Raw genomic sequence first — 25713 nt, forward strand, 5'->3', positions numbered from 1 at the left:
CGTCTCTTTTACGTTAACGTAAACTTCTCTTGTAAGCTGTGCCCGAGAATCGCAAATCGGGACCCACGCAACGATGTTTATGACCATAGGTGACCTCATGGATCCCGAAACCATGTCGATCCGCGAGATGTGCGATGCGTTCGATGTGACGCCGCGCACCTTGCGCTTTTACGAGTCCAAGGAACTGCTTTTCCCGATCCGCGAAGGCCAGAAACGGCTGTTCACCCGACGCGACCGGGCGCGGCTGAAGCTGATCCTGCGCGGCAAGCGCTTCGGCTTCTCGCTGGAGGAAATCCGGCAGCTTCTGGAACTCTACTATGTCGGCGACCAACAGGAAACGCAGCTCAAGCGCACGCTCGAAGTGGCGCGCGAACGGCTCGATGACCTGGAACGCCGCCGCGCCGAACTGGACGATGCCATCGACGAGATGAAATCTCAGATGGGCATGGTCGATGACATGCTGGCCAGCCTGTCCGGCGGCCAGAAATCAGCCTGACACCCCTTTTCTGCTTCTTCGGGAGGACCAGATGCCAAGCTACACCGCCCCCACCAAGGACATGCAATTCATCCTGCACGACGTGCTGAAGGTGACCGAACAATCCATCCCCGGCTATGACGAGCTGGAGCGCGATTTCACCGCTGCCATTCTGGAAGAATGCGGCAAGCTGAATTCCGAAGTCCTCGCCCCCCTCAACGTCGTCGGCGACACCGAGGGCTGCGTTCTGGAAAACGGCGTCGTGCGCACCCCCACCGGGTTCAAGGCGGCCTTCGATCAGGTCCGCGAAGGTGGTTGGCCGGGGCTGGACATGCCCGAGGAGTTCGGCGGCCAGAACATGCCCTTCGTCATGGGCGCGGCCACGCTGGAAATGTTCGCAGCCTCCAACCAGGCCTTCGCGATGTATCAGGGCCTGACCCATGGCGCGGCCTCTGCGATCCTGGCCCATGGTTCTGACGAGCAGAAGGCGACCTATCTGCCCAAGATGATCGCCTGCGAGTGGACCGGCACCATGAACCTGACCGAGCCCCATTGCGGCACCGATCTGGGCCTGATGCGCACCAAGGCAGATCCGCAGGACGATGGCAGCTACGCCATCACCGGGCAGAAGATCTTCATCTCGGCCGGTGAACATGATATGTCCGACAACATCATCCACCTCGTTTTGGCCAAGATCCCCGGCGGCCCCGAGGGCATCAAGGGCGTGTCGCTCTTCATCGTGCCCAAGTTCCTCGTGAACGAGGATGGCAGCCTCGGCGCGCGCAATGGCGTGGCCTGCGGCAAGATCGAAGAGAAAATGGGCATCCACGGCAATTCCACCTGCGTCATGAATTATGACGGGGCCAAGGGCTGGCTTCTGGGCACCGAGCACAAGGGCATGCGCGCCATGTTCACCATGATGAACGAGGCCCGCATCGGCGTCGGCATGCAAGGTCTGGCGCAGGCCGAAGTGGCCTATCAGAACGCACTGGCCTATGCCAAGGACCGGCTTCAGGGCCGCGCTGTCACTGGCGTGGAGAACCCCGACGGCCCCGCCGATCCGCTGATCGTGCATCCCGATATCCGCCGCAACCTGATGGATCAGAAAAGCTTCACCGAGGGCGCGCGCGCCTTCACGCTCTGGGGCGCCACCCTGATCGACCAGGCCCATCGCGGGGGCGACGCCGATGCCGACGGGCTGATCTCGCTGATGACCCCGGTCATCAAGGGTTTCCTGACCGACAAGGGCTATGACATGACCGTGCAGGCCCAGCAGGTCTATGGCGGCCATGGCTATATCGAGGAATGGGGCATGTCGCAGTTCACCCGCGACGCCCGCATCGCGATGATCTACGAAGGCGCCAATGGCGTTCAGGCGCTCGACCTCGTGGGCCGCAAGCTCGCGGCCGATGGCGGAAAGCACGTGATGGCCTTCTTCGAGATGGTCAAAGCCTTCTGCAAGGACAATGGCGACGAGGCGATGGAGCCCTATGTGGCCCCGCTCAAGCAGGCGTCGAAAGACCTTCAGGCCGCCGGCATGTTCTTCATGCAGAACGGCATGAAAAACCCCAACGCCGCCCTCGCCGGTTCGACCGACTTCATGCATATGATGGGCCATGTCTGCCTCGCCCTGATGTGGGCGCGGATGGCGAAAACCTCGCTTGAGGCACTTGCAAACGGCACCACAGACCCTGATTTTCATGAAACGAAGCTCGTGACCGCGCGCTATTACATGACCCGCCAACTGCCCGCCACGGGCATGCATCTGGCGCGGATCCAGTCCGGTGCGGACACCGTCATGGGCCTGACCGCGGACCAGTTCTGAGAGGGACCAATGCCCAAACGCCTGCGCCTCACCCGCCGCCCCAATATCGCGATGTCCGAAGACGGGTATCGCAAGCTGAGGGCGCTGGCCGGTGAGGCCGGGCTCGACGAGGGGGAGTTCCTGTCTTTCCTCTTCGAGAACTGGAAAAGCGTGGTGGATGAAGACAATTTCACCCACCGCATCCGGCTGTTCAATTCGGAACTGGAAACACGAAAACGGTAAGGTCCGGCAAGGGCCTTGGGGCGGAGGATTTGGGTATTTTTGCAAAGAAGAAGGGGTAAGACATCCCATCTGCCAGCCATCGTTTCGAAGCCCGAACCGGGCCAACAGGACGACATGGCAAACAGGATGCCTTCTCCTTTGGCGGTCATCGGCTCCCCAGCCTGTACCGCGCTTAGGAAGCTAGGCGGTTAACCTTAACAAACCGTTATGAGCCGTCTTCTTTGCGAAAATACCCCGCAGGGGGGGCGCTCTTTGGGCGCCATTGGTTCAATCCCAATGGCGACGGGGATGCGAAATCCCCCCGCTTGCGCAACACTGGCCAGGGAGGATGGCGTATGACGATCAAGCTCTACTGCTTCGGGGAAAGCGGCAATGCCTACAAGGCCGCGCTGGCGCTGGAATTGTCCGGCCTCGACTGGGAGCCGGTCTTTGTCGACTTCTTCGCCGGTGAGACCCGCACGCCCGAGTATCGCGCCAATATCAATGCAATGGGCGAAGCCCCGGTTCTGGTCGATGGCGACGTCAGGCTCACCCAGTCCGGCGCGATCCAGCAATATGTGACCGACAAGAGCGGCAAACATGGTGGCGCGGCAGAGGACAAATACGAAGTGCTCCGGTGGGTCCTGTGGGACAACCACAAGCTCTCCTCACAGGCCGGGATGACCCGTTTCCTGATGAACTTCCTGCCCGAAAAGCACCGCGACCCCAACGTGATCGCCTTCATGCAGGGCCGTCTCAAGGCCGCCTATGCCACGCTCAACGCCCATCTGGAAGGCCGCGACTGGATCGTAGGCGACGGCATCACCAACGCCGATCTCTCCTGCTGCGGCTATCTCTATTACCCCGAGCCCTTCGGCTTCGACCGGGCCGACTGGCCCCATGTCGACGCCTGGCTCACCCGCCTGTCCGACACGCCGAGGTGGCAACACCCCTACGACCTGATGCCGCGCGCCCTGGCGGAGAAAGAGACCGCCAAATGACCGCAGCCTTCGCAATCATGGCCGCCATTGCCCTGCTCGGCGGGCTGGTAGGGGGGGCGAGCCTTGCCTGCGTTCTCAAACCCTACCGAGGACGGACGGACCCGCTGCCCCGCAGCGCCTTCATCGGCCTCTTCGGCGCAACCGTTCTGGCCGTGCTGCCCGCGATGGCGGTGTTTCTCGGCCTGATCGACTATGAAGCCCCCGCAACCCTGCTGCTCTTCTTCTGCACGGGGGTGATCACCGCCCTGCCGCTTCTCATACCGGCGGAGCGGTTGCCGCGTGACGCACCGCTGATCTTCGCTGGCTTCGCACTGGCCACCCTCTCCGCACTGGCCACGCTCTTCTGGGCCTCCCAGGGCTTCCGGGAGGCGCGTGAAACCCTGCACAGGGCCTGCTCCACTGCAACCGAAACCCGCAGCGCCGCCCGCGCTTGCCGAGAGCATGTCGATACTCATTGGTCGCTTCCAGCCGACCTGCCACAGACCTGAGACGTAAGGATTCCCCATGACCGACGCCTATATCTATGACGCCATCCGCACCCCGCGCGGCAAAGGCCGCAAGGACGGCTCCTTGCACGAAGTCAGCGCCGCGCGGCTGTCCGCGATTGCACTGAACGCACTCAAGGACCGCAACAACCTTGAAGGCCATGCCGTCGAGGATGTGATCTGGGGCAATGTCACCCAGGTGGCCGAACAGGGCGCCTGCCTGGCGCGCACCGCCGTTCTGGCCTCTGAGCTTGACGAGTCGATCCCCGGCCTCTCCATCAACCGCTTCTGCGCAAGCGGGCTGGAGGCGGTGAACCTCGCTGCAAACCAGGTGCGCGGCGGCGCGGGCAATGCCTATATCGCCGGTGGCGTGGAGAGCATGAGCCGCACGCCCATGGGCATGGATGGCGGCGCGATTGCCGTCGATCCCGCCATCGCGATGGACAATTACTTCGTCCCGCAGGGCATCTCCGCCGATATCATCGCCACTGAATACGGCTTCACCCGCGATCAGGCGGATGCGCTGGCGGTGGAATCCCAGAAACGCGCAAAGGCCGCATGGGATGACAATCGCTTCGCCAAATCCATCGTGCCCGTCTTCGACCAGAACGGCCTGCCGATCCTCGATCATGACGAATACATGCGTCCCGGCACCGACATGCAGTCGCTCGGCGGTCTCAAGCCCTCCTTCAAGGATATGGGCGAGGTCATGCCCGGCTTCGACGCCGTGGCGTTGATGAAATACCCGCATCTGGAGCGGATCAACCACATCCACCATGCGGGCAATTCCTCTGGCATCGTCGATGGCGCCGCCGCCGTTCTGATCGGCAACAAGGCGTTTGGCGAAGCCATGGGCCTGAAACCCCGCGCCCGCATTCGCGCCACTGCCAAGATCGGCACCGACCCCACCATCATGCTGACCGGCCCCGTCCCCGTGACCCAGAAGATCCTGGCCGAATCCGGCATGACCATCGGCGATCTGGACCTTTTCGAGGTGAACGAGGCCTTCGCCTCGGTCGTCATGCGTTTCCAGCAGGCGTTCGACGCGGATTGGGACAAGATCAACGTCAATGGCGGCTCCATCGCCATGGGCCACCCGCTTGGCGCGACCGGCGCGATGATCCTCGGCACGCTTCTGGATGAGCTGGAACGCTCCGACAAGGAAACCGGGCTTGCGACGCTCTGCATCGGGTCGGGCATGGGCGCGGCCACCATCATCGAGCGCGTCTGATGCCAAAGATCGACCTTTCCAAACTGGAACCGCGCACCGGCTCCATCTACCCTGCTCCTCATGATGCGGAGATGGAGGGGCGCAGCTCGCTGCGCGTGGGCGATGCGGGCGGGCTGACGCAGTTCGGCGCGAATATCGTGATCCTCGCCCCCGGCGCAAAATCCTCGCTGCGTCACTGGCATGAACAGCAGGATGAATTCGTCATGGTCACGGAGGGCACCTGCACGCTGGTCGATGACCATGGCGAAACGCCGATGTCCGTGGGCGACTGCGCCACCTTCAAGGCGGGCGATCCCAACGGCCACTGCTTCATCAACAAAACCGATGACGAGGCCCGCTTCCTCGTCATCGGCACCCGCACGGAAACCGAGACCGGCTGGTACAGCGACATCGACCTGAAAATCAGTGTCGACGCGACCGGTTTCACCTTTACCCGCAAAGACGGCACCCCGCTCAAGGGAGAAAACAAATGACCGATTTCACCATGACCACGGACGCCGACGGCGTCGCCACCATCCTGTGGGACACCCAGGGCAAAAGCATGAACGTGATGACCCTCGAAGGCTGGGTCGAGCTGGAGGCGCTGATTGATCAGGCGCTGGCAGATGACGCCATCAAGGGCGTGATCCTGACCAGCGGCAAGCCCGGCAGCTTCGCGGGCGGCATGGACCTCAAGGTCATCGCCAAGATGAAGGAAATGGCGGGCGACAACCCCGCCAAAGGCCTCTTTGACGGGATCATGAATGCCCACCGCATCATGCGCAAGATCGAGCGCGCGGGCATGGACCCCAAGACGTTGAAGGGGGCCAAACCGATCGCCTGCGCCCTGCCCGGCACCGCGCTTGGCATTGGCCTCGAAATCCCGCTCTCCTGCCACCGCATTTTTGCGGCTGACAACCCCAAGGCCAAGATCGGCCTGCCGGAAATCATGGTCGGCATCTTCCCCGGCGCGGGCGGCACCACCCGCCTCGTGCGCAAGATGGGCGCGATGACGGCCAGCCCCTTCCTGCTGGAAGGCAAGCTGTCGGACCCGAAGAAGGCCAAATCGGCGGGCATCGTTGACGAAGTGGTTCCGGCAGATGAGCTGCTCTCTGCCGCGAAAGACTGGGTCCTCAATGCCAAGGACGCCGATATCGTCAAACCGTGGGACCAGAAGGGTTACAAGATGCCCGGCGGCGCCCCCTACCACCCCTCCGGCTTCATGACCTTCGTGGGCGCGTCCGCGATGGTGAACGGCAAGACCAAGGGCGTCTACCCGGCGGCCAAGGCGCTGCTTTCTGCCGTCTACGAAGGCGCACTGGTGCCCTTCGACACGGCGCTGAAGGTCGAGGCGCGCTGGTTCACCAATGTGCTGATGAACCCCTCGTCCTCGGCCATGATCAACAGCCTCTTCGTCAACAAGGAAGCGCTGGAAAAAGGCGCGAACCGTCCCGATGTGGCCGATGAAACCGTCAAGAAAGTCGGCGTTCTGGGCGCGGGAATGATGGGCGCAGGCATCGCCTATGTCTCGGCTAAAGCGGGCATCGAGGTTGTGCTGATCGACTCTAGCCAAGAAGCCGCCGACCGGGGGAAATCCTACTCCACCGGCATTCTCGACAAGGGCATTTCTCGCCGCAAGGTGACGGAGGACCAGAAGGCGGAGCTTCTGGCCCGCATCACCGCCACCACCGAATACGCCGCGCTTGAAGGCTGCGACCTGATCGTTGAGGCCGTGTTCGAAGACCCGTCCGTCAAGGCCGACGTCACCGCCAAGGCAGAAGCGGTCATTCCCGAAGACGCGATCTTCGCCACCAACACCTCCACCCTGCCGATCAGCGACCTGGCCAAGGCCAGCAAGCGGCCTGAGCAGTTCATCGGCATCCACTTCTTCAGCCCCGTCGACAAGATGCTGCTGGTGGAGATCATCAAGGGCAAGGAAACCGGCAACCGCGCCGTGGCCAAGGCGCTCGACTACGTGCGCCAGATCCGCAAGACGCCCATCGTCGTCAATGACGCCCGCTTCTTCTACGCCAACCGCTGCATCATTCCCTACATCAACGAAGGCATCCGCATGGTGAAGGAAGGCGTTTCGCCCGTCCTGATCGAAAACGCGGCGAAGCTGGTGGGGATGCCCCTTGGTCCGCTGCAACTGGTGGATGAAACCTCCATCGACCTCGGCGTAAAAATCGCCAAGGCCACCAAGGCCGCCATGGGCGACGCCTATCCCGATGCCGCCGTCGATGACGTGCTGTTCTGGATGGCCGACGAGGGCCGGCTGGGTCGCAAGTCGAACGCGGGCTTCTACGCCTATGACGACGCGGGCAAGCGTCAGGGCCTGTGGGAGGGTCTGGCCGCGAAATATCCGGCTGCGGATGACCAGCCCGAGCTGATCGAGGTCCAGCACCGCCTGCTCTTCGCGCAGGTTCTGGAAGCGGTCCGCGCGCTGGAGGAAGGCGTGCTGGAAGACATCCGCGAAGGCGATGTCGGCGCGATCCTCGGCTGGGGTTTCGCGCCGTGGTCGGGCGGGCCGTTCAGCTGGCTCGACATGCTCGGCACGCCCTATGCGGCGGAGCGCTGTGACCAGCTGACCGAGACCTACGGCGACCGCTTTGCCACCCCCGATCTGCTGCGAGACATGGCCGCCAAGGGCCACAGCTTCTATGGCCGCTTCGGCCCGCAGGCGCAAACAGCCGCCTAAGTGGCAGACACGGCAATCAGGGGCGAGGCGGGCTAACCACCTCGCCCCTTTCTCATGTTTTAGCGGATGATTTCGAACTCCTGATACAGATAGCCGCCGTCATAAATTGTCTGGGATACAAGCCGCAATTCAGGCCGCACCGGACTGCCCCCGAACAACGGCGTACCGCCGCACAGAACAATCGGAGCGCGTTTCACCCTCAACCGGTCGATCAACCCCCAGCCCAGCAGCGCCCCGGCAAACGCCCCGCCGCCGCACAGGTAGACCGGCCCGTCAGACCCACGGATCACCGCCTCCACCTGCGCCCGCCCTGCCCCGCGATGCAGGGTCACGGACCGCTCTTCCGGCAGCTCCAGCCGCTCGGAAAACACATGGGTCCGCATGTGGGTGTAGGGGTTCTGCCCCGGCTCCATGCCAAAGCGATACCCGAACTCGTAAGTGCCACGCCCCATGATGGCGGTGGCATAGCCCGCCAGTCGGGCGACATAGTCCTCGACCACCGGCCCCTCATGGGAAAAACCGGAAATGTCCCCTTCGGGACCGGAAATATAGCCGTCCAAAGACACGGCCACGTCATAGATAACGGGATGCATTTAAGTGCTCCTCAAACAAGGTCCAACTTGGCCCCGGGGGGCCACGCAAACGGGTTGGTCCTTACTTGATCACTGGCAGAGCACTCCTGTTGTCAGGGCGAAGCCTACCCTGCACCCGGCAGGAATGGCAAGCCGGGACCGGCCTAGTCCGCCTCTGCCGCGACCATCGCCCTGCCTTCGGCGAAGGTTCCGGCCTCGATATGCTTCATCAGCAGCCGCGCCTTTTCCCAGCTCAGCGCCTTGCAATTGTCCACGATCTTCAGGTGCCCCATTGCCACCTCGAAACTCAGCGCATCGTCGGCCAGCAGATAGGTGCCGCCGCCCACGCAAATCGCCTGTGGCTGATCGAAGATCAGTTCATAGACCAGCTGATCCCCCACGGGTTCCACCGGCTTGATCCCGCCATAGCCATCCAGCGCCTTCGCTGGCAGCAGAACGAAGGGATCGCCGGTCATCTTTTCCACCAAATCGCTTTCATAGATGACCGCCTGATGCTGCATCAGTTGCAAGGGCTCACAATTGCCCAGCGCGCCAGCGGGAATTTCGAAGGGCCAATGTTCCAAGCAGCGTTCGGACGGGCTGGCCCAGGCCCGGCGCTGGATGATGGCGCGGATTTCCTTGTACCCGTCCTCGAAGGTTTCCACCAATGTCCCCGGCGTCAACTCGCTGACCGGCAGATCGCCATAGGGGGTCTGCACCGGCGTCCGCCCCTGCAACCCCAGAGGCAAGGCCTCACCGCCGAACCCGGTCAGCATCGCCGCACCGGGAATGATGGCCTTTCCAACGGCCCTGTGTCTGATCTGTTTGGTCACGCTCGATTCCATTGTTTGATTGAATTTCTTATTGAGATTCAGAATGGCGAAAATATGAAAAACTTTGAGCAATAATAATTAACGGATCATTTCCCCTTAAAAAGTATTTCCAATTTTCTGAATGAAGACTCGCGCAGATCGCCCCCCGGATCGACCGCTGCTCGCCGAACGTCTCGCAGCAGGTGCCCTGCGATTCGCAATCCGATGCTGGTCATCGCCTGCACGGGCGGCGCGCGCCCCGGTTCACGGTGCATCGGCAGCCTGCGTTAGCGACTGTTCAAGGTACAGGACCGCCAAATGTCCGACATTTGATGCCGTTGCGTCACACAAACTCTTTTCTTTTGAAAAATCTCTGCCAAACATCCCGATCATCGCATCGACGACCGGCAGGGAGGACATCGCATGGGCTGGATGAAGGATGAAACCGGGCTGGAAAAACGCGCCGCGAATTTCGTGCCGCTGACGCCGCTGACGCATCTCAAACGCGCCGTGCTGGTCTATCCGCAGGTCGAGGCGCTGGTCTATGGCACGTTCCGAAAGACCTATGCCGAATATCATGCCCGCGTGTCGCAACTGGCCTCTGCCCTTGCCGGTCGCGGTGTCGCCCCCGGCGATGTGGTCGCCACCGTCATGCCCAATGTGCCCGCCCAGGCCGAGGCGCTTTTTGGCGTACCCGCCTGTGGGGCGGTGCTGAACACGATCAACACGCGGCTGGAGATTGGCACCATCAGCTACATCCTCGACCATGGCGAAGCGTCGGTCGTGCTGGTCGATACCCAGTTTCTGGGCGCGGTCGAAGCGGCCATGAAGGAAATGGAAAGCGAAGACCTGCCGCTCATCGTCGAGGTGCCAGACGATCAGGCGGGCTATCCCGCCTCTGGCCGTCACCTGACCTACGAGGAACTGCTGGCCGAAGGTGATGCCGATTTCGAATGGATCATGCCCGAAGATGAGTGGGAGAGCATCGCGCTCAACTACACCTCCGGCACCACCGGCCGGCCCAAGGGCGTCGTCTATCACCATCGCGGCGCCTACCTGATCACCATGGGCACCCCGATTTCCTGGCGGATGACGCTTTATCCCCGTCTGCTGACCATCGTGCCCTTCTTCCACTGCAACAACTGGTGCCACACTTGGATGCTGCCCGCGCTTGGCGGCACCGTCGTCTGCTGCCGCGACGTGACCGCCAAGGCGATCTACGACGCCATCGCCGATGAGGGAGTGACCCATTTCGGCGGCGCCCCCATCGTGCTGAACATGATCGTGAACTCCTCCGAGGCCGACCGGCGCGCCTTTGATCATACCGTCGAGGTCTTCACCGCAGGCGCGCCCCCCGCCGCCGCCACGCTGGCCGCGATCGAGCCTATGGGCTTCAACGTCACCCAGGTCTATGGCCTGACCGAAACCTATGGCCACGCCACCGAATGCGTCTGGAAGGACGATCAGTGGGGCGACCTGGCCCAGGAAGAGCGCGCCGCGATCAAGGCCCGTCAGGGCGTCGCGCTGCCGAATATGGAACCGATCATCGTCACCGACAGCGACATGACTCAGATCCCGCAGGACGGCGCTGCCACCGGCGAAATCATGATCCGCGGCAATTCGGTGATGAAGGGCTACTACAAGAACCCCCGCGCCACTGCCGAGGCCTTCAAGGGCGGTTATTTCCATTCCGGCGACATCGCGCTGCAACACCCCGACAGCTACATCCAGATCGCCGACCGCGCCAAGGACATCATCATCTCGGGCGGCGAGAATATCAGCTCGGTCGAGGTCGAGGGCGCGCTGATGCATCACCCCGCCGTGCTGCTCTGCGCCGTGGTGGCCAAGCCCGACGACAAATGGGGCGAGGTGCCCTGGGCCTTCGTGGAACTGAAACCGGGGGTCGAGGCAACCGAGGACGACCTGATCGCCTTCGCCCGCCAGCGGCTGGCAGGCTTCAAGACCCCCAAGCGCGTCCTTTTCCGGGAACTGCCCAAGACCTCGACCGGCAAGATCCAGAAATTCGAGCTGCGCAAACTGGCGGTCGATCTCTGAGCATCACTTAAAGGTGCGTCGCCATGACCCTGTTCGAACACCGTCTGCAATCGCTGCGTCACCGCATGACCGAAGCGGGGATGGACGTCGCGCTCATCACCGATGACGACAATGTCTACTACCTGACCGGCTATTACGACTACCTTCATATGGAGTTCGGGCGACCCACGATCCTTGTGGTTCCGCGTGACGGCGACAGCCTTCTGATCACCCCCACGATCGACCTCAATGCTGCGCTGGCCTCGGCGCGGGTCGACCGGATCGCCGCGTGGAACGATGGCATGGGTCTCGAATGGCGCGCGGACCTACCGGGCGCGGTCAAGGGTGCGGGCAAGATCGGCATCGAGCCCGATCACATGCCGCCCCCCGTGCGGGCCTATGTGGATGACCTCGCTGGCAGGGACCGGCTGACCACCGTCACCCCGATCCTTGCCGACATGCGCATGATCAAATCGCCCGAGGAACTGCAACTGGCCCGCCACGCGGGCGAAGTGGCGGGCGCGATGATGGCGGCCGGCCGCGGCGCGATTGCCGATGGGGTGCCGGAATACGAGGTCGCCATCGCCACCTCGCAGGCGGGCACCCGCAAGGCCGCCGACCTGCTGTCGGCCCATTACGACGACACCGACATGTCGCCCAACACGCATTTCCTGCAAATCATGGCCTCGGGCCGCGACATCATCAAAACCCATCACCGCGCCTCGACCCGGATCATGCGGCAGGGCGAGCCGGTGTTCCTGTGCTTCTGCGGCATGACCAATTTCCACCGCTTCAAACTGGGCTTCGACCGCACCTTCTGGATCGGGGATGCCCCCGACGATCAGGCAGCGGTCTACGAGGTCGCGGTGGCCAGCCAGAAGGCGGCGCTCGAGGCGCTCCGCCCCGGTGTGACCGCCGAGAGCGTCCACGCCGCCTATGCCGAGGTGATTCAGGGCGCGGGCTTCGAATACCCGTTCCGCTGCGGGCGGGCGACGGGCTTCAGCTTCCTCGAGAAACCGCAGCTTGTCACCGGCGACACCACGATCATCCAGCCCGGCATGGTGCTGGCGGTTGATGGCTCGGTTTCGGTCGACACCTTCCGCGCGCAGGTGGGCGACAGCTTCATCATCACGGACGACGGGTGGGAGCCGCTGACCCACCATCCCAAGGCACTGGCAGAGGTGGTGCTCTAGGGGGCAAACACACCATCCCGCCAGGGACCCTGCAAGCGAACAGCCTTTGGGCCGCCCAGTCCCCCCGCCAGATAACCGATGACAGATCCGGCATGACCTGGCCGGTCTCCGGTCTCTCCTACGCGGGCTCGTCAGGCCACCTTCGTGGGGCAAAGCCGCGCCCTGATACAGGCAGGCACTTGCCGCGCGCTCATGGCACGGGGAAGGGGCAGTTCCTCCATCTCGGGCACGTCGCCATAAAGCGCCTCGAACTCGGCCCAGTTGTCGAAGGCCCTGCGGGATGCATTGTCGATGAAGGTCTCCGTCGCCGCGCCGTTGGCGAGGATGATCTCATGCGCCTCGGTCTCGATGTGGTAGACGGTATAGCTCTCGCCCATCTCCGCCAGTGGCAGCCGCGTGATCGTCTCGCCGTTCACCAGAGCGCCAGCGTGGCAGATCACGCCATCGACGATCATGCCATGATCGGCGGTCACCGTCAGGTCGCTATGCGGCAGCCCCTCGCCCAGTGCCCCGGCCCGGATGCGCACCGGGGTCAGACGCTCGGCCGCGCCGAAGCGGGTCTTGACGCTCTGCCGACCCACCCATTTCACAGCGACGGCGCGCCCCTCGGCCGTCAGCACTGGGTCGCCGATCTGCAAACCTTCCACGACCCGCTCGCCGGACGGGGTGGTAATCTGCGTGCCAGCGGCAAAACACAGATAGGCTGAGGCCTGCGACTGGTAGACATTCGAGGTGCCTGACGAAGGGATGATTGTCTGTGTAGTACCGTCCTGAGGGAGCGGGACAAGATAGCTGATCCCATCTGAAAATACGCCGTATTCGACCCCGAGGTCGGTTATCGTGTAGCCCGTGAAGAAGTAGGGCGGGTTCACAAAGTAATCCGCGCTCACGTTCAAATAGCCGTCGTTACCAGCATCCCCGATGTTGAAATTCATATCGGAGTTCGCTCCGCCAGTCCCGTAAACTTCCGTGCCTGTCCAGGTCAGCGAGCTTCCACCATCCCCCTCGCTACCGTTTATGAAGCCCACGCCAGTGAGCCCGATATATCCTTCAGTTGCCATTTCTGACATTATGCAATCCCCCAAGTAAAACTGCTGCCCCGCCACGGTTCAGGTTCACGGCAGTTCAATCCGCGCCAGGCAGGCCAACCCCAAGGCAGAGCGTGCCCGAAAACGGGTTCTCGGGCAAGCTTGGGGCACATTGCCCTGCACTCCGGGGGATGCGCCTCTCGTCAGCGGCACTACACGACCGCTTTCACAGCGCCTTGGCGCGCAAGCATCTCGTCCCGCCTCCCAGTCATGACCAGCACGGTGAAAGCCACACGTATCCACGTGTCCCGAGGCTGCGCATCGGGCCAGAACGGTGTGACCTCCAGCTCGTCCGCACTTTGCGAAAAGACCGATGATCCGCAGCGCGGTTAGAAGGCGCGGCCATCATACTGGCCGGTCTCGCCGGTGATCTTGACCGCCGCCACCCGGAAGATGGCCGAGGCGTGTAAGAGCGCCCCGGGGAACTTGCGACGGTCGAGGCAATGGCGAGCCCCCGCCGTCACCCGCTGCTATGGCTCTTCATCGCCGTTCTCCCTGCCGATCCGTGCAACCTGTCGAATTTCGGTCATTCCGTATGTACGGGGGGTGCACAGGGGGTGTACAGGGGGTGTACGGGGGGCACCGGGCTGCACAGAACCGTTGTTCCGAGCGGGTATTTCCGGTATTCTGTCAGAAAAACAAGGTGATAGATCGGGCATGACGGCGCTTACGGAATATCAGCGTCTGGAGAGCACGGGGCTCTGGCGAGAGACCCCCGACAGCCAGCGCCGCGAGGTTGTGATCTCGCTCGGCGATGCGACGCTGATGATTTCCACGATGGCCGAAACGGCGCTGTCCCATTGGTCTCTGCCTGCCGTCAAGCGATTGAATTCCGGGAAGATTCCGGCGCTCTATGCCCCCGATGGCGAGGCTGACGAACTGCTGGAAATCTCCGACCCCGACATGATCGACGCCATCGAACGGGTGCGCAACGCCATCGAGAAACGCCGCCCCCATCCCGGCCGCCTGCGCCTCTGGCTCGGCGCATTACTCAGCCTCATCACCCTTCTCATCTGCATCATCTGGCTCCCCGGCGCCCTGACCCGCCAGACCGCGGAAATGCTGCCTGCGGCAAGCCGGACGGATATCGGGCAAAGCATTCTCGCCGAGATGGCCGATCTCTCGGGCCGCCCCTGCGCCGGCCCCGGCGGGGTATCGTCGATGCGGGACCTGAGCAGGGCCGTCTTCGGCCCGCAGGCACCACAGGTCATCGTGTTGCCGTCCACTGCCCAGACCACCGCCAGCCTGCCCGGCAACATCATCGTGGTGAACCGGGCTCTGGTCGAGGACTACGAAGGGCCGGAAGTGCTGGCGGGCTTTCTGCTGATCGAAGACCTCCGCCGCCGCTTGCGCGACCCGATGCTGCACCTGCTGGAGCAATCGGGGCTGATGGCCACGGGCCGCTTGCTGACAACCGGAGAGATTGACGACAGCCACCTGCGCGCCCACGCGGCCCGGCTGCTGACAACACCGCCCGTCAGTGTGGATCTCCCGCTTGTCCTCGCCCGGTTCGAGCGGGCAGGTGTGTCGACCGAACCATACGCCTATGCGATTGATCTGACGGGGGAATCCGTTCTCGATCTGATCGAGGGCGATCCGATGCGCGGCCGCTTGCGTGCGCCGCTGATGACGGATCAGAACTGGATTGCCCTGCAGGAAATCTGCGGGGGCTGACGCCGCCACCCCTAGCGAGTGACCGCCCCGCCATAGCCTAACCCGCGTGCAGCGGACAGGGTCTGCCCAAGCATCGCGGCGTCATCGAACGGCCCGGCCAGAACCACGAATGTGCTGAAATCGCCGCTGTCCTGTGCGACGCCCCCCAGCATCGTGGCCATGCCCTGCTGCTGCAAGCGCAGTCGTGCGGCATCGGCGGTGGCGCGGTCGGAATAGCGGGCGATCTCCACATAGCGGTGACCGGCGGGCACCGTGATGGCCGGAGCCTCTGCCGTGCTGTCCTCCGCCGCGATGTTCGGGGTGGAGGAGGCGCGGGTCACCAGCGGCTCGGAGGCCGGAGCCGCCGCTGCACGGCTCACGGCGACGCCATCGGCGGCGGGGTCCACGGCCACACGGGGCACGGTCTCGGTCCAGAGCGCGGCCATGGCGGCATCACCCTCCGCCGTTGCATTGGGCAGGCCGCGCGCGGCGTTCAGGCGTCCATCGGTCCAGGCCTGGCGGTAGCCTTCGGGAATGACAACAGGCGCCAACTCAACCCGACGCGCGGGCGAGGCCGCCCCGGCGGCTCGCAAGACCGGCTGGCCATCGGCGGGGTGGATGGCCTGAGGCCCACAGCGCACGCCGGAGCCCTGCATATACTGCGCCGCACCGGCGGGAAGGCCCTGACAACTGACCGCGCGCACGGGCTGCGGCTCAGGCGTGGGACGCGCGGCGGGGGCCGGAGCCGCGACCGCAACCGGTGCAGGGGACGCCGGGCGCGGCTGTGCAGCGGGGGCCGACGGCGCGGCGGGGGCCACGACGATCTCGACCGGGGGCTCTTCTGCCGGTGGCTCCGGAACGGCGGCAACAGCCACCGGGGCAGAGCCACCCGACGACGGTTCATAGCCGCAGAGCGGTTGCCGGTCACGGGTCACGCGCGGCACCCAGGTTTCCTGACCGCCATAGCCTGCGCGGATGAACACGCAGCCGCGGCTGTCGACATATTGGTCAGAGGAATAGCCCGCGGGCGGCGTTTCCGCTGGCCCACCAAGCTGCGCAATGCTTTGCGCGGATACAGGAACGGCGACAATCGCCGCCACGGCCAATCCAGAAACGGCCCGCAACAGATACATACCAGACAACCCCCATTGCTGTACTGGAAACAGTGGCAGAGGATTGTCCGCAGGTAAAGGGGGCGGCGGCCTATTTTGTGCCGAACATGCGGTCACCCGCATCCCCTAGGCCCGGAACGATATAAGCCTTTTCATTCAAATGGCTATCGAGCGCAGCGGTGACGATGGGAACATCCGGGTGCGCCTCTTGCATGCGGGCGACACCCTCGGGCGCGGCGAGCAGACTGAGGAAACGGATATTCGTGGCCCCGGCCTGTTTCAGCAGGTCAATGGCCGCGACCGAGCTGTTGCCCGTGGCCAGCATCGGATCAACAGCAATCACCATCCGCTCACCCAGTTCATCAGGCACCTTGAAGTAGTACTGTACCGGCTTCAGGGTCACTTCATCGCGGTAAAGGCCGACGAAACCAACGCGGGCTGAGGGGATCAGTTCCAGCATCCCGTCCAGCAGGCCGTTCCCGGCGCGCAGGATCGAAATGAGCGCCAGCTTGCGGCCCGCCAAAACCGGCGCGTCCATCTCCTGCAACGGCGTTTCGATGCGCTTGGTGGTCATCGGCAATTCGCGGGTGACTTCATAGGCCAGGAACTGGCTGATCTCGCGCAGAAGCTGGCGAAAGACGGCGGTGGAGGTGTCCTTTTCCCGCATCAGAGTCAGCTTGTGCTGCACCAGCGGGTGATCGACGACGGTTAAGTGCTTCATCAGGTCCCTTTCTTCAGTTTCTTGGCCACGAGCGCCCGCGTGTCTTCATCGCAGAAGGCGGCGGCGAGTGCATTGGCGTTGATCTCGTCAAAGATTTCCTCGTCCCAGCCAAACGTGTCGGCAAGGTGATCATATTCACGGGTCATCGTGGTGTGGAAGAAGGGCGGATCGTCGGTTGAGACGGTCACCTTCACCCCCCTTTCGCGCAGGGTTTCAATGGGATGGTCGTGCCATGTGGGGAACACGCCCAGAAAGACATTGGACCCCGGACAGCATTCCAGCGTGATACCGGCCTCCGCGATCTCGTCAACGAGCGCAAGGTCGGTGATGGCCTGAACACCGTGGCCGATGCGTTCCACATTCAGATCGCGGATCGCGTCGCGCACGCTCTCCGCCCCACCCCATTCGCCCGCATGGGCGGTGAGCCGCAGCCCCGCCTCACGCGCGCAATCGAAGGCCCAGAGGTAATCCTTGGGCTTGCCAATGAGCTCATCGCCCGCGATGCCGAAGCCGGTGATGAAATCGCCCTTGGTCTCGGCAGCGCAGATGGCAATGGGCTTGGCCTTTTCAGGCCCAAAATGGCGGATGCAGGTGATGATGCCGCGCAGGGTGATGCCAAGCTCGGCCTCGGCCTTGGCGGCGGTTTCCTCCATCGCGTGCAGATATTCGCGCCACGCGCCCACGTCTCCGCCGCCGCAGAAATCGGGGGACACGAAGGTTTCGCTATAGACCACCCCGTTTTCGGCGCTTTCCTCCAGCACCGCGCGGGTCAGGCGGGCGTAATCCTCGGGCGTGGTCAGCACGCTGGTTGCGGCTTCGTAGACTTTCAGGAAGTGCCAGAAATCCTTGTAGGAGTAGCTGCCGTCCTCGCGAAAGATGCGCGAGAGATCGACGGATTTTTCCTTGGCGATGCCACGGATGAACGCGGGCGGCGCGCCGCCTTCGAGATGCAGGTGAAGCTCGATCTTGGGAATGCTTTTCATAGGAAACTCTTGCCCGGCCCTTGTGATGGCACCCCCAGATGCGCCGCAATGGACGCCGCGACATCGGTAAAGGCGCACAACCCTATCTGCCCGGTTTGCGGCCCCTTGCCAAGCACCGGCACCCGTTCGCGCGTGTGGTCGGTGCCGATCCAGGTGGGGTCGTTGCCGTGATCGGCGGTGAAGATGATCAGGTCATCGGGGCGCAGACGGGCCAGGATCGGGCCGATTTCGGCATCGAACCATTCCAGATGCCGCGCATAGCCCGACACGTCGCGGCGGTGGCCGTAGACACTGTCGAACTCCACGAAATTGGCGAAGGTCAGGCTGCCCTCCTCAGCACTGTCCACAAGGTCCGAGAGGTGCCTCATCAGCTTGGCATCGGCCCCTTTAACCACATCGTCGATCCCGCGCATGGAAAAGATATCGCCGATCTTGCCCACGGCATGCACCTTGCCGCCCGCGCCCTGCACCCAATCGCACAGCGTCGGCGCAGGCGGCATGATTGCATAGTCATGGCGGTTGGAGGTGCGGGTGTATTGACCCGGCTCACCCACGAAGGGCCGCGCGATCACCCGGCCCACTTTCATCGCATGCAGCGTCGGGGCCAGTTTCTCACAGAGGTCGTAAAGCCGGTCGAGGCCGAAGCTCTCCTCATGCGCGGCGATCTGGAAAACGCTGTCGGCAGAGGTGTAGCAGATTGGCCAGCCTGTTTGCTGGTGGCGTTCGCCTTCGACGTCGATGATCAGCGTGCCAGAGGCGTGGCGGTTGCCGAGGATGCCGTCGGTCCCTGCGATACGCGTGACCTCTTCGATCAGGTCGGGCGGAAAACTGTTCTCGGTGTCGCTGAAATAGGTCCAGTCCCAGGGCACCGGCAAGCCCGCCAGTTCCCAGTGGCCGGAGGGCGTGTCTTTGCCCGGGCTGACCTCTGTCGCAGCACCCCAAAGCCCTTGAGGATCAGCCATCAGCCCCGGCGCGTCATCACCTGATGCCAGCCCGACCGCATGCCCAAGCCCATGCGCCGCGAGGTTGGGCATGGCAAGCGGTCCGCTGCGCCCCTCCTCTGCCTTGCCCGCCGCGCAGGCCGCCGCGATATGGCTGAGCGTATTGGCCCCGGTATCGGGATGCCCGTCATTGTAGAACCTGTCCGCATCGGGTGCACCGCCACAGCCAACGGAATCCATCACCACCAGAAACGCGCGGGGCATCTAGGCAATCCTTTCCTGAACAAGGGCGGGGGGCGTGACGGGACCATCCGCCAGACGGTAGGCCCGATGCAGTGCTTCGGCGGCGGCGCGGGCGTCGTCCTCACTGCGGGCATGGATGCGGGCCAGTGGGCGGGCGCTGTCCACACGTTCGCCGATCCCGGCCAGATCGGTCAGGCCAACCGCCGGGTCCACCTTGTCGGTCTGGACCAGCCGTCCGCCACCCAGATGCACCACCGCCTCGCCCACGGCGCGGGTGTCGATGGCGGCGACATTGCCGGGGTCTTTTGGCGTGATCTCGACCATGACCGGGGCCGCGGGCAGCCGGTCGCGCCAGCGGGATACGAAATCAGCGGGTCCGCCAAGTGCCGCAACCATGCGGCCGAATTTCTCTGCCGCCGCGCCCGAGTTGATTGCATCGTTGATCTTTGCTTCCCCCTCCGCCGCATCTGTTGCCAACCCGCAAAGCGCCAGCAACTCGCCGCCAAGCGAAAGGGTCACCTGCCGCATCCGGGGCGATCCGCCCGAGCCGGTCAGGATCTCCATCGCCTCCATCACCTCCACCGCATTGCCCGCCGTGGTGGCCAAGGGCTGGCTCATATCCGTCAGCAGGGCCGCGCATTGGCAGCCTGCCCCCTGCGCCGTGTCGACCAGCGACTCTGCCAGCGCCAGAGCATCGGCGGGGTCCACCATAAAGGCCCCTGAGCCGGTCTTGACATCGAGAACAAGCGCATCGAGCCCTTCGGAAAGCTTCTTCGACAGGATCGAGGCGGTGATCAGGTCGATGCTTTCCACCGTCGAGGTCACATCCCGCACCGCATAAAGCCTCTTGTCCGCCGGAGCGATTTCGCCCGAAGCACCGACGATGGCGCAGCCCACCTCTTGCACGACCCTTTGCAGTTCGTCATTGCCGATGATGGCGCGGTAGCCGGGGATCGCCTCCATCTTGTCGAGCGTGCCGCCGGTATGGCCAAGCCCGCGTCCTGACAGCATCGGCACATAGGCCCCGCAAGCGGCCAGCGCCGGGGCCAGCGGCAGCGACACGGTATCGCCAACGCCGCCGGTGGAATGCTTGTCCACGACAGGCCCGGCCACATCCCATTTCAGAACCTGCCCGGTGTCCCGCATGGCATGGGTCAGACTGACCCGCGCATCCCTGCCGATGGGGGTTTTGCAGATCGCCATGGCGAAGGCACCGGCCTGAGAGTCGCTGACAGTGCCATCCGCCAAGCCCTTGGCAAACCATTGGAAATGTTCAGGGGTTAGCGCGTCACCAACGCGCAATCGCGCCAGGATCTCTCGGGCGTCCATGGATCAGACCCCTTCCATATGGCCCATTCCGAAGGCCCCCGGCAGCAACTCGCCCACGGTGGTTTCCAGCCGCTTGCCATCAGTGGTGGCGAGCGTCACGGGCGTCGCGGGATCGGCGAATTCGGCCAGCTTCTGACGGCACCCGCCGCAGGGCGGAACCGGCGCGGGGCAATCCGCGATGACGGCGATCTCGGCAATCCGGCTGTCGCCCGCCGCGATCATCGCGGCAATCGCACCGGCCTCGGCACAGGTGCCCTCCGGGTAAGCGGCGTTCTCGACATTGACGCCCAAATGCAGGTTTCCTTCCGTGCTGCGAATGGCGGCACCCACCTTGAAGCGGGAATAGGGAACATAGGCGTTTTCGCGCACGCGGGCGGCATCGTCGACGAGGGACATGGGGGCAACCTCCGGAAACTGTGTCCCCCACTGTGGTCCCGCCATCCGGAGCTTGCAAGCCTTCCGCTACAGAAGGTCCTCTCGACGCGCGCGGCGGTCGACCTGGGTGATCAGCGCCGCCAGCGCCTCTTTGCAGCTTTGGACCAGCGATTGCGCCTCCGCCAGACGGTTCTTGTGGGCCGCCGCGTTCAACGCCTCGGCAATGTTCTGCAACCGGTCCGCCCCGATGGCACCCGCAAGGGAGATCAGGATATGGCTCTGCGCCCGTGTGGTGGCCGTGTCATTGACCTGAACAGCCTGTTGCAGGGCATCCTGAACGCTGCGCAAATCCTGCAACAGATGGTCGAGCAGCTCGCTCCGACCGGACGGGCCTGCGGCCTGCAGGATCGCCTCGAACCGGTTGCGGTCGAGCGTTCCGTTAGGGACTGTGACGGGGGGTGGGGCCTCCGCCGGGCTGCGGCGGTCCACATGACGTCGGATCGCCTGCCCGAAGGCCGTGACAGACCGGATCGGCTTGGCAATGACCCCATCCGCCCCGGCGGCATAGATCGCCTCTCGGTTCTCGCGCATCACATAAGCGGTGAGCGCCACAAGGGGGGTGTCGAAACCGGGCGTCGCGCGCAGGCGTTGCATGACCTCGATGCCCGACAGTTTCGGCATTTCGATATCAATCAGAGCGATATCCACGGGCTCACGCGCCAGCAGATCAAGCGTTTCCTGTCCGTCGCGGGCCAGGATCATCCGCGCATCCATCGCGTCTAGCATCTGGCGCACCAGAAGCTGGTTGGTTTCGTTATCCTCCGCCACCAGAATGCGCAGGTCAGAGAGGTCCGGCATATTCGCCGCATGATCGCGGCATTCCCATGTCGCGCGTGGCAGGGTCAGGGTGACATCCGCACCGCCTTCGGGCAGGTTCTCTACCCGCAGGGTTCCCCCAAGCCCATCCGCCAGACCCTTGGAAATATGCAGCCCAAGGCCGCTGCCGGGCCGGTCCTGCCCTTCCGGCCGCCCGCCCGCTGTGAACAGGCGTTCCAGCGCCGTATCGGAAAACCCCCTGCCCTGATCGCGGACACGGAAGTTCATGTCGCCCTCGTGCTGCCAGACCGACAACACCACCTGCCCGGCATCGGTGAACTTAAGCGCGTTGGCGATGAGGTTGCCGAGGATGCGATCCAGCTTGATGCGGGCCACGGTCACCCGTTCGGTCACATGCCGGTCAATCTCGACACGGAAGGTCAGCCCCTGTTCGCGCGCCCGGCCTGACCATCGCAGATCAATCCCGGCCAGGAAATTGCGGAAATCGAAGCTGGCGGCGGTGGCCTGCCCATCACGGCCCGAGGTCAGCATCATCGCGCCATCGACCAGCTCGGCCAGGGTTTCCCCCGCAACGCGCACCCGTTCGATCTGGGTCTGGGCATCGGGCGGCAACCGGTCCACATCCATCAGCCGCAGCCCGCCGATGATATCGGAAACCGCCGCGCGTATGTCATGACCATAAAGGCGCAGCGCGTCGCGCATCGACTCCAGATCGCTCGTTTCCGGACCGTTTCCGGGCCTGTCACCGTCCTTGTTCATCACGCATCCCCTGCCCAAGCAGCGTTGCGCCCCCTGTGACCATGCAACCGTCAGTTAGGTTAAGATTTGGTTAACAGTGCAGAAAGGCCGGACGATTACTCACCCGGCCTGTCGTTATTGTCCTGTGGAGGTCAGCTTACTTAGGGTAGCCGAGCTCTTTCAGCGCCTCGGTGATCTCATCGAGGATGACCGGATCGTCGATGGTCGCAGGCATCTTGTAAGGCTTGCCATCGGCGATGCTGACCATGGTGCCGCGCAGGATCTTGCCCGAACGCGTCTTGGGCAGCCGCTGCACCACGGTGGCCAGTTTGAAGGCGGCAACCGGGCCGATCTTTTCGCGCACCAGCTTGACGCATTCCGCGACCACGTCTTCGGCGGCCTTCTGGGTGCCCGCATTGAGGCAGAGGAAGCCCATAGGCATCTGCCCCTTCAGCGCATCCGCCACCCCGATCACGGCACATTCTGCCACGTCCGGGTGGCTGGCCAGAACCTCTTCCATGCCGCCGGTGGACAGGCGGTGGCCCGCGACATTGATCACGTCATCGGTGCGCGCCATGATGTAGAGATACCCGTCCTCGTCCTTCATGCCCGCATCGCCGGTCTCATAGTAACCGGGGAAATGGTCGAGATAGGATTTGCGGAACCGCGCCTCGGCGTTCCACAGCGTCGGCAGCGTGCCCGGCGGCAGCGGCAGTTTCACCGCGATGGCGCCAAGCTCCCCATCCTTCACCGGATGCCCGCCCTCGTCGAGGATCTGCACGTCGTAGCCCGGCATCGGCACGGAGGGCGAGCCGATCTTGACTGGCAGCTTTTCAATGCCAAGCGGATTGCCCGCGATGCACCAGCCGGTTTCGGTCTGCCACCAATGGTCCACCACCGGCACGCCGAGCTTGTCCTGCGCCCAGATGATCGTGTCGGGGTCAGCGCGTTCGCCGGCCAGGAACAGGGATTCGAGGCAGCCGATATCATAGTCACCGATCAAAGCACCCTGCGGATCCTCGCGCTTTACGGCCCGCAATGCGGTCGGCGCGGTGAAGAGACACTTGACGTTGTGGTCCTGGATGACCCGCCAGAAGGTGCCCGCATCGGGGGTGCCGACAGGCTTGCCCTCGAACACGATGGTGGTGCAGCCGAAGGTCAGCGGCGCGTAGCAGATATAGCTGTGCCCCACGACCCAGCCCACGTCGGAGGCGGCCCAGAACACCTCGCCGGGATTCATGTCGTAGAGGTTCCGCATGGTCCAGTTGAGCGCGACCATGTGCCCGCCGGTGTGCCGGATCACGCCCTTGGGCTGACCGGTGGTGCCGGAGGTGTAGAGGATGTAGTGCGGGTGGTTGCCTTCAACAGGCACACAGTCCGCGGGTTCAACGCCATACTGGAAGCCGTGCCAGTCAAAGTCGCGGCCCTCTTCCAGATGCGCGACTTCCTGTTCGCGCTGGAAGATCACGCAGAATTCCGGCTTGTGGTCTGCCATGTCGATGGCGCCATCCAGCAGCGGCTTGTAATGTACCACGCGGCCCGGCTCCAACCCGCAGGAGGCGGCGATGATGCATTTGGGCTTGCAGTCGTCGATGCGCACGGCCAGTTCGTTGGCGGCAAAGCCCCCGAACACGACCGAGTGAATCGCTCCAAGGCGGGAACAGGCCAGCATCGCCTCCAGCGCCTCGGGCACCATCGGCATGTAGATGATGACCCGGTCGCCCTTTTCCACGCCCTTGGCGCGCAGCGCCCCGGCAAGGCTGGCGACCCGGTCACGCAGCTCGCTATAGGTGATCTCGTGCTTCGAGTGGGTGATGGGGCTGTCATGGATGATGGCGATACGCTCGCCATGGCCGGCCTCGACATGGCGATCCACCGCGTTCCAGCAGGCGTTCAGCGTGCCGTCCGAAAACCATTCATACAGCGGGGCATTGTCGTCAAAGAGCGCCTTGGTAGGTGGCGTGACCCAATCAATGGCTTCGGCGGCTTTCATCCAAAACCCGTCAGGGTCTGCCTTGGCTTCGGCGTAGACATGCGAATAGCCCATGTCGTCTCCTCCAAAAGATGTCCTGCATTCCCCTACGGCACGACCTACATCCCCTTGCCCCGTCAGACAAAGGGTTTCATTGACGCAGCCCCGCAAAAGCAACGGGGCGCCCCATAAGGACGCCCCGAAAAATTCGCAACTGACCGGGATCAGAAGTGCATGTTCAAACCGACGCGCACCTGCTGCACCGCATTCGAGGTCTGGGTCGAGTAGATCCCGCCGACATTGGAACTGAAGATCGTTTGATCTCCCAGATCGGTGTAGCGGTATTCCACCCCGAGCGACGTCCGGTCGCCAAGGCGGGTTTCCATACCGATCCCGATGGTCGCACCATCCACCTCGTAAGATCCCGAGGCCGTGCTGGCCAGACCGGTCAGAACACCGCCGCCGTTGTAGTTATGCGACTCGCCGAAGCTGGCGCGCGACCAGCCGAGCATGCCGTAGAACTGGGTGTTCTCGTTGGCCAGAACGCCGACGCGGCCACCGATGGTCATCATGCTTTCGGGCGTGATTTCCTGATCGACGGTCACCTGCTGGCCACCCACGAGATACTGCATGTGGGAATTCGCGTTCACATCAAAGATCGTGTAATCGAAGGTCGCACCCACATAGGTGCGTTCCGACATGGCGAAGGTGTAGCCGATCTGAATCGACGCCAGACCGCCATGTTCGCCCAGATCATGGGAGAACTCGAGCCGGTCGACGGAATCGAAATTGCCGCTGTACTGGTGCTGCGAAATGCCGATGCCAAGCGCACCACCGATGAACAGGCCCGACCAGAAGTCGTTGGAAACCTGCTGAACCGGTGCCGGTTCATAGACGGTGGGGGACACCTGCGGAGAGGGACCATCCGCTGCCGCCGGAAGCGCCGCAACGAGAGTGGCCATGGCAGCGGAAGCTGCCAGAGCAGAATGGAGTCTGGGCATGGGAGTGCTTCTCCTCGTGAAACCTTATGTTGCCTCTGCCGGACTGATTTTTTGGCGTCCGACGTTATTATTAACGATCGCTTAACTTTCGTTAATGCGTCATTAACAAGTGTTAACACATCGGATTCCGGAAATCTCCCCCCATTTTGCCCAGTGAGCAGGAGCCGTTGCGATCATGCAAACACGCCACAGTCGCACAAGGCAAAAGAAGAGG

The 25713-nt window shown here is 63.4% G+C and carries 24 protein-coding genes; 11 read left to right on the plus strand and 13 right to left on the minus strand.

What is annotated here, in order from left to right:
- Nucleotides 1-97: 97 nt before the first annotated feature.
- The 8 genes from ACOOEX_RS13050 to ACOOEX_RS13085 all read left to right on the plus strand — a co-directional run bounded on the left by ACOOEX_RS13050 (nt 98) and on the right by ACOOEX_RS13085 (nt 7895).
- The gene (locus ACOOEX_RS13050) at nt 98-496 is read left to right on the plus strand and encodes a MerR family transcriptional regulator (RefSeq protein WP_071690766.1); all 399 of its coding nucleotides are present in this window, start codon (nt 98-100) and stop codon (nt 494-496) included.
- Between the two features lie 31 nt (nt 497-527).
- Nucleotides 528-2300 (plus strand): acyl-CoA dehydrogenase C-terminal domain-containing protein, encoded by a 1773-nt coding sequence (locus ACOOEX_RS13055; protein ID WP_420395234.1) that lies wholly within the window; start codon nt 528-530, stop codon nt 2298-2300.
- 9 nt (nt 2301-2309) lie between these two features.
- Nucleotides 2310-2522 (plus strand): hypothetical protein, encoded by a 213-nt coding sequence (locus ACOOEX_RS13060; RefSeq protein ID WP_420395235.1) that lies wholly within the window; start codon nt 2310-2312, stop codon nt 2520-2522.
- A 335-nt stretch (nt 2523-2857) separates the two neighbouring features.
- Nucleotides 2858-3502: a glutathione S-transferase family protein gene (locus ACOOEX_RS13065; protein ID WP_420395236.1), complete on the plus strand. Its 645-nt coding sequence runs from the start codon at nt 2858-2860 to the stop codon at nt 3500-3502.
- Nucleotides 3499-3990 carry a hypothetical protein gene (locus ACOOEX_RS13070; protein WP_420395237.1) on the plus strand — a complete coding sequence of 164 codons (492 nt, stop codon included), beginning with the start codon at nt 3499-3501 and terminating at the stop codon, nt 3988-3990. Before ACOOEX_RS13065 ends, ACOOEX_RS13070 begins: the two co-directional genes overlap by 4 nt.
- Nucleotides 3991-4006: 16 nt before the next feature.
- On the plus strand, nt 4007-5218 hold the full coding sequence (locus tag ACOOEX_RS13075; protein ID WP_420395238.1) for an acetyl-CoA C-acetyltransferase: 1212 nt from the start codon (nt 4007-4009) through the stop codon (nt 5216-5218).
- Nucleotides 5218-5691, plus strand: coding sequence for a cupin domain-containing protein (locus ACOOEX_RS13080; protein ID WP_420395239.1), 474 nt, complete (start codon nt 5218-5220; stop codon nt 5689-5691). The genes ACOOEX_RS13075 and ACOOEX_RS13080 overlap by 1 nt, the downstream gene beginning before the upstream one ends.
- Entirely contained in the window at nt 5688-7895 is a 2208-nt protein-coding gene (locus tag ACOOEX_RS13085; protein ID WP_420395240.1) for a 3-hydroxyacyl-CoA dehydrogenase NAD-binding domain-containing protein, read from the plus strand. Before ACOOEX_RS13080 ends, ACOOEX_RS13085 begins: the two co-directional genes overlap by 4 nt.
- 59 nt (nt 7896-7954) lie before the next feature.
- On the opposite strand, the gene ACOOEX_RS13090 is transcribed toward ACOOEX_RS13085, so the two are convergent.
- On the minus strand, nt 7955-8488 hold the full coding sequence (locus ACOOEX_RS13090; RefSeq protein ID WP_420395241.1) for a dihydrofolate reductase family protein: 534 nt from the start codon (nt 8486-8488) through the stop codon (nt 7955-7957).
- 143 nt (nt 8489-8631) lie between these two features.
- On the minus strand, nt 8632-9300 hold the full coding sequence (locus tag ACOOEX_RS13095; RefSeq protein WP_420395242.1) for a Hint domain-containing protein: 669 nt from the start codon (nt 9298-9300) through the stop codon (nt 8632-8634).
- 402 nt (nt 9301-9702) lie between these two features.
- On the opposite strand from ACOOEX_RS13095, the gene ACOOEX_RS13100 reads away from it, so the two are divergent.
- Both ACOOEX_RS13100 and ACOOEX_RS13105 read left to right on the plus strand, forming a co-directional pair.
- Complete coding sequence (locus tag ACOOEX_RS13100; protein ID WP_420395243.1) at nt 9703-11334, plus strand: AMP-binding protein; 1632 nt, start codon at nt 9703-9705, stop codon at nt 11332-11334.
- A 23-nt stretch (nt 11335-11357) separates the two neighbouring features.
- Complete coding sequence (locus ACOOEX_RS13105; protein WP_420395244.1) at nt 11358-12506, plus strand: M24 family metallopeptidase; 1149 nt, start codon at nt 11358-11360, stop codon at nt 12504-12506.
- 131 nt (nt 12507-12637) lie between these two features.
- Here ACOOEX_RS13105 and ACOOEX_RS13110 read toward each other — a convergent pair whose 3' ends face one another.
- Nucleotides 12638-13567, minus strand: a complete 930-nt coding sequence (locus ACOOEX_RS13110) for a Hint domain-containing protein (protein WP_420395245.1) — start codon at nt 13565-13567, stop codon at nt 12638-12640.
- 356 nt (nt 13568-13923) lie between these two features.
- A complete protein-coding gene (locus tag ACOOEX_RS13115) occupies nt 13924-14058 on the minus strand; it encodes a hypothetical protein (RefSeq protein ID WP_420395246.1) in 135 nt (44 codons plus the stop codon).
- A 193-nt stretch (nt 14059-14251) separates the two neighbouring features.
- Here ACOOEX_RS13115 and ACOOEX_RS13120 point away from each other — a divergent pair, with 193 nt between their 5' ends.
- Nucleotides 14252-15268 (plus strand): hypothetical protein, encoded by a 1017-nt coding sequence (locus ACOOEX_RS13120; RefSeq protein ID WP_420395247.1) that lies wholly within the window; start codon nt 14252-14254, stop codon nt 15266-15268.
- An 11-nt stretch (nt 15269-15279) separates the two neighbouring features.
- On the opposite strand, the gene ACOOEX_RS13125 is transcribed toward ACOOEX_RS13120, so the two are convergent.
- The 9 genes from ACOOEX_RS13125 to ACOOEX_RS13165 form a co-directional block, all read right to left on the minus strand.
- Entirely contained in the window at nt 15280-16380 is a 1101-nt protein-coding gene (locus ACOOEX_RS13125; protein WP_420395248.1) for an SPOR domain-containing protein, read from the minus strand.
- A 70-nt stretch (nt 16381-16450) separates the two neighbouring features.
- Complete coding sequence (gene upp, locus ACOOEX_RS13130) at nt 16451-17080, minus strand: uracil phosphoribosyltransferase (protein WP_420395249.1); 630 nt, start codon at nt 17078-17080, stop codon at nt 16451-16453.
- Nucleotides 17080-18063 carry an adenosine deaminase gene (locus tag ACOOEX_RS13135; protein ID WP_420395250.1) on the minus strand — a complete coding sequence of 328 codons (984 nt, stop codon included), beginning with the start codon at nt 18061-18063 and terminating at the stop codon, nt 17080-17082. Before ACOOEX_RS13135 ends, upp begins: the two co-directional genes overlap by 1 nt.
- Complete coding sequence (locus ACOOEX_RS13140) at nt 18060-19268, minus strand: phosphopentomutase (RefSeq protein ID WP_420395251.1); 1209 nt, start codon at nt 19266-19268, stop codon at nt 18060-18062. Before ACOOEX_RS13140 ends, ACOOEX_RS13135 begins: the two co-directional genes overlap by 4 nt.
- On the minus strand, nt 19269-20576 hold the full coding sequence (locus tag ACOOEX_RS13145; RefSeq protein WP_420395252.1) for a thymidine phosphorylase: 1308 nt from the start codon (nt 20574-20576) through the stop codon (nt 19269-19271).
- Between the two features lie 3 nt (nt 20577-20579).
- On the minus strand, nt 20580-20972 hold the full coding sequence (locus ACOOEX_RS13150) for a cytidine deaminase (RefSeq protein ID WP_420395253.1): 393 nt from the start codon (nt 20970-20972) through the stop codon (nt 20580-20582).
- 66 nt (nt 20973-21038) lie between these two features.
- The gene (locus ACOOEX_RS13155; RefSeq protein WP_420395254.1) at nt 21039-22547 is read right to left on the minus strand and encodes an ATP-binding protein; all 1509 of its coding nucleotides are present in this window, start codon (nt 22545-22547) and stop codon (nt 21039-21041) included.
- 136 nt (nt 22548-22683) lie between these two features.
- Nucleotides 22684-24573: a propionate-CoA ligase PrpE gene (gene prpE, locus ACOOEX_RS13160; protein WP_420395255.1), complete on the minus strand. Its 1890-nt coding sequence runs from the start codon at nt 24571-24573 to the stop codon at nt 22684-22686.
- Nucleotides 24574-24722: 149 nt separating this feature from the next.
- Entirely contained in the window at nt 24723-25499 is a 777-nt protein-coding gene (locus ACOOEX_RS13165; RefSeq protein ID WP_420395256.1) for an outer membrane protein, read from the minus strand.
- Nucleotides 25500-25713 lie beyond the last annotated feature (214 nt).

It is taken from the genome of Nioella sp., from assembly GCF_965215655.1.
Classification (GTDB): Bacteria; Pseudomonadota; Alphaproteobacteria; order Rhodobacterales; family Rhodobacteraceae; genus Nioella.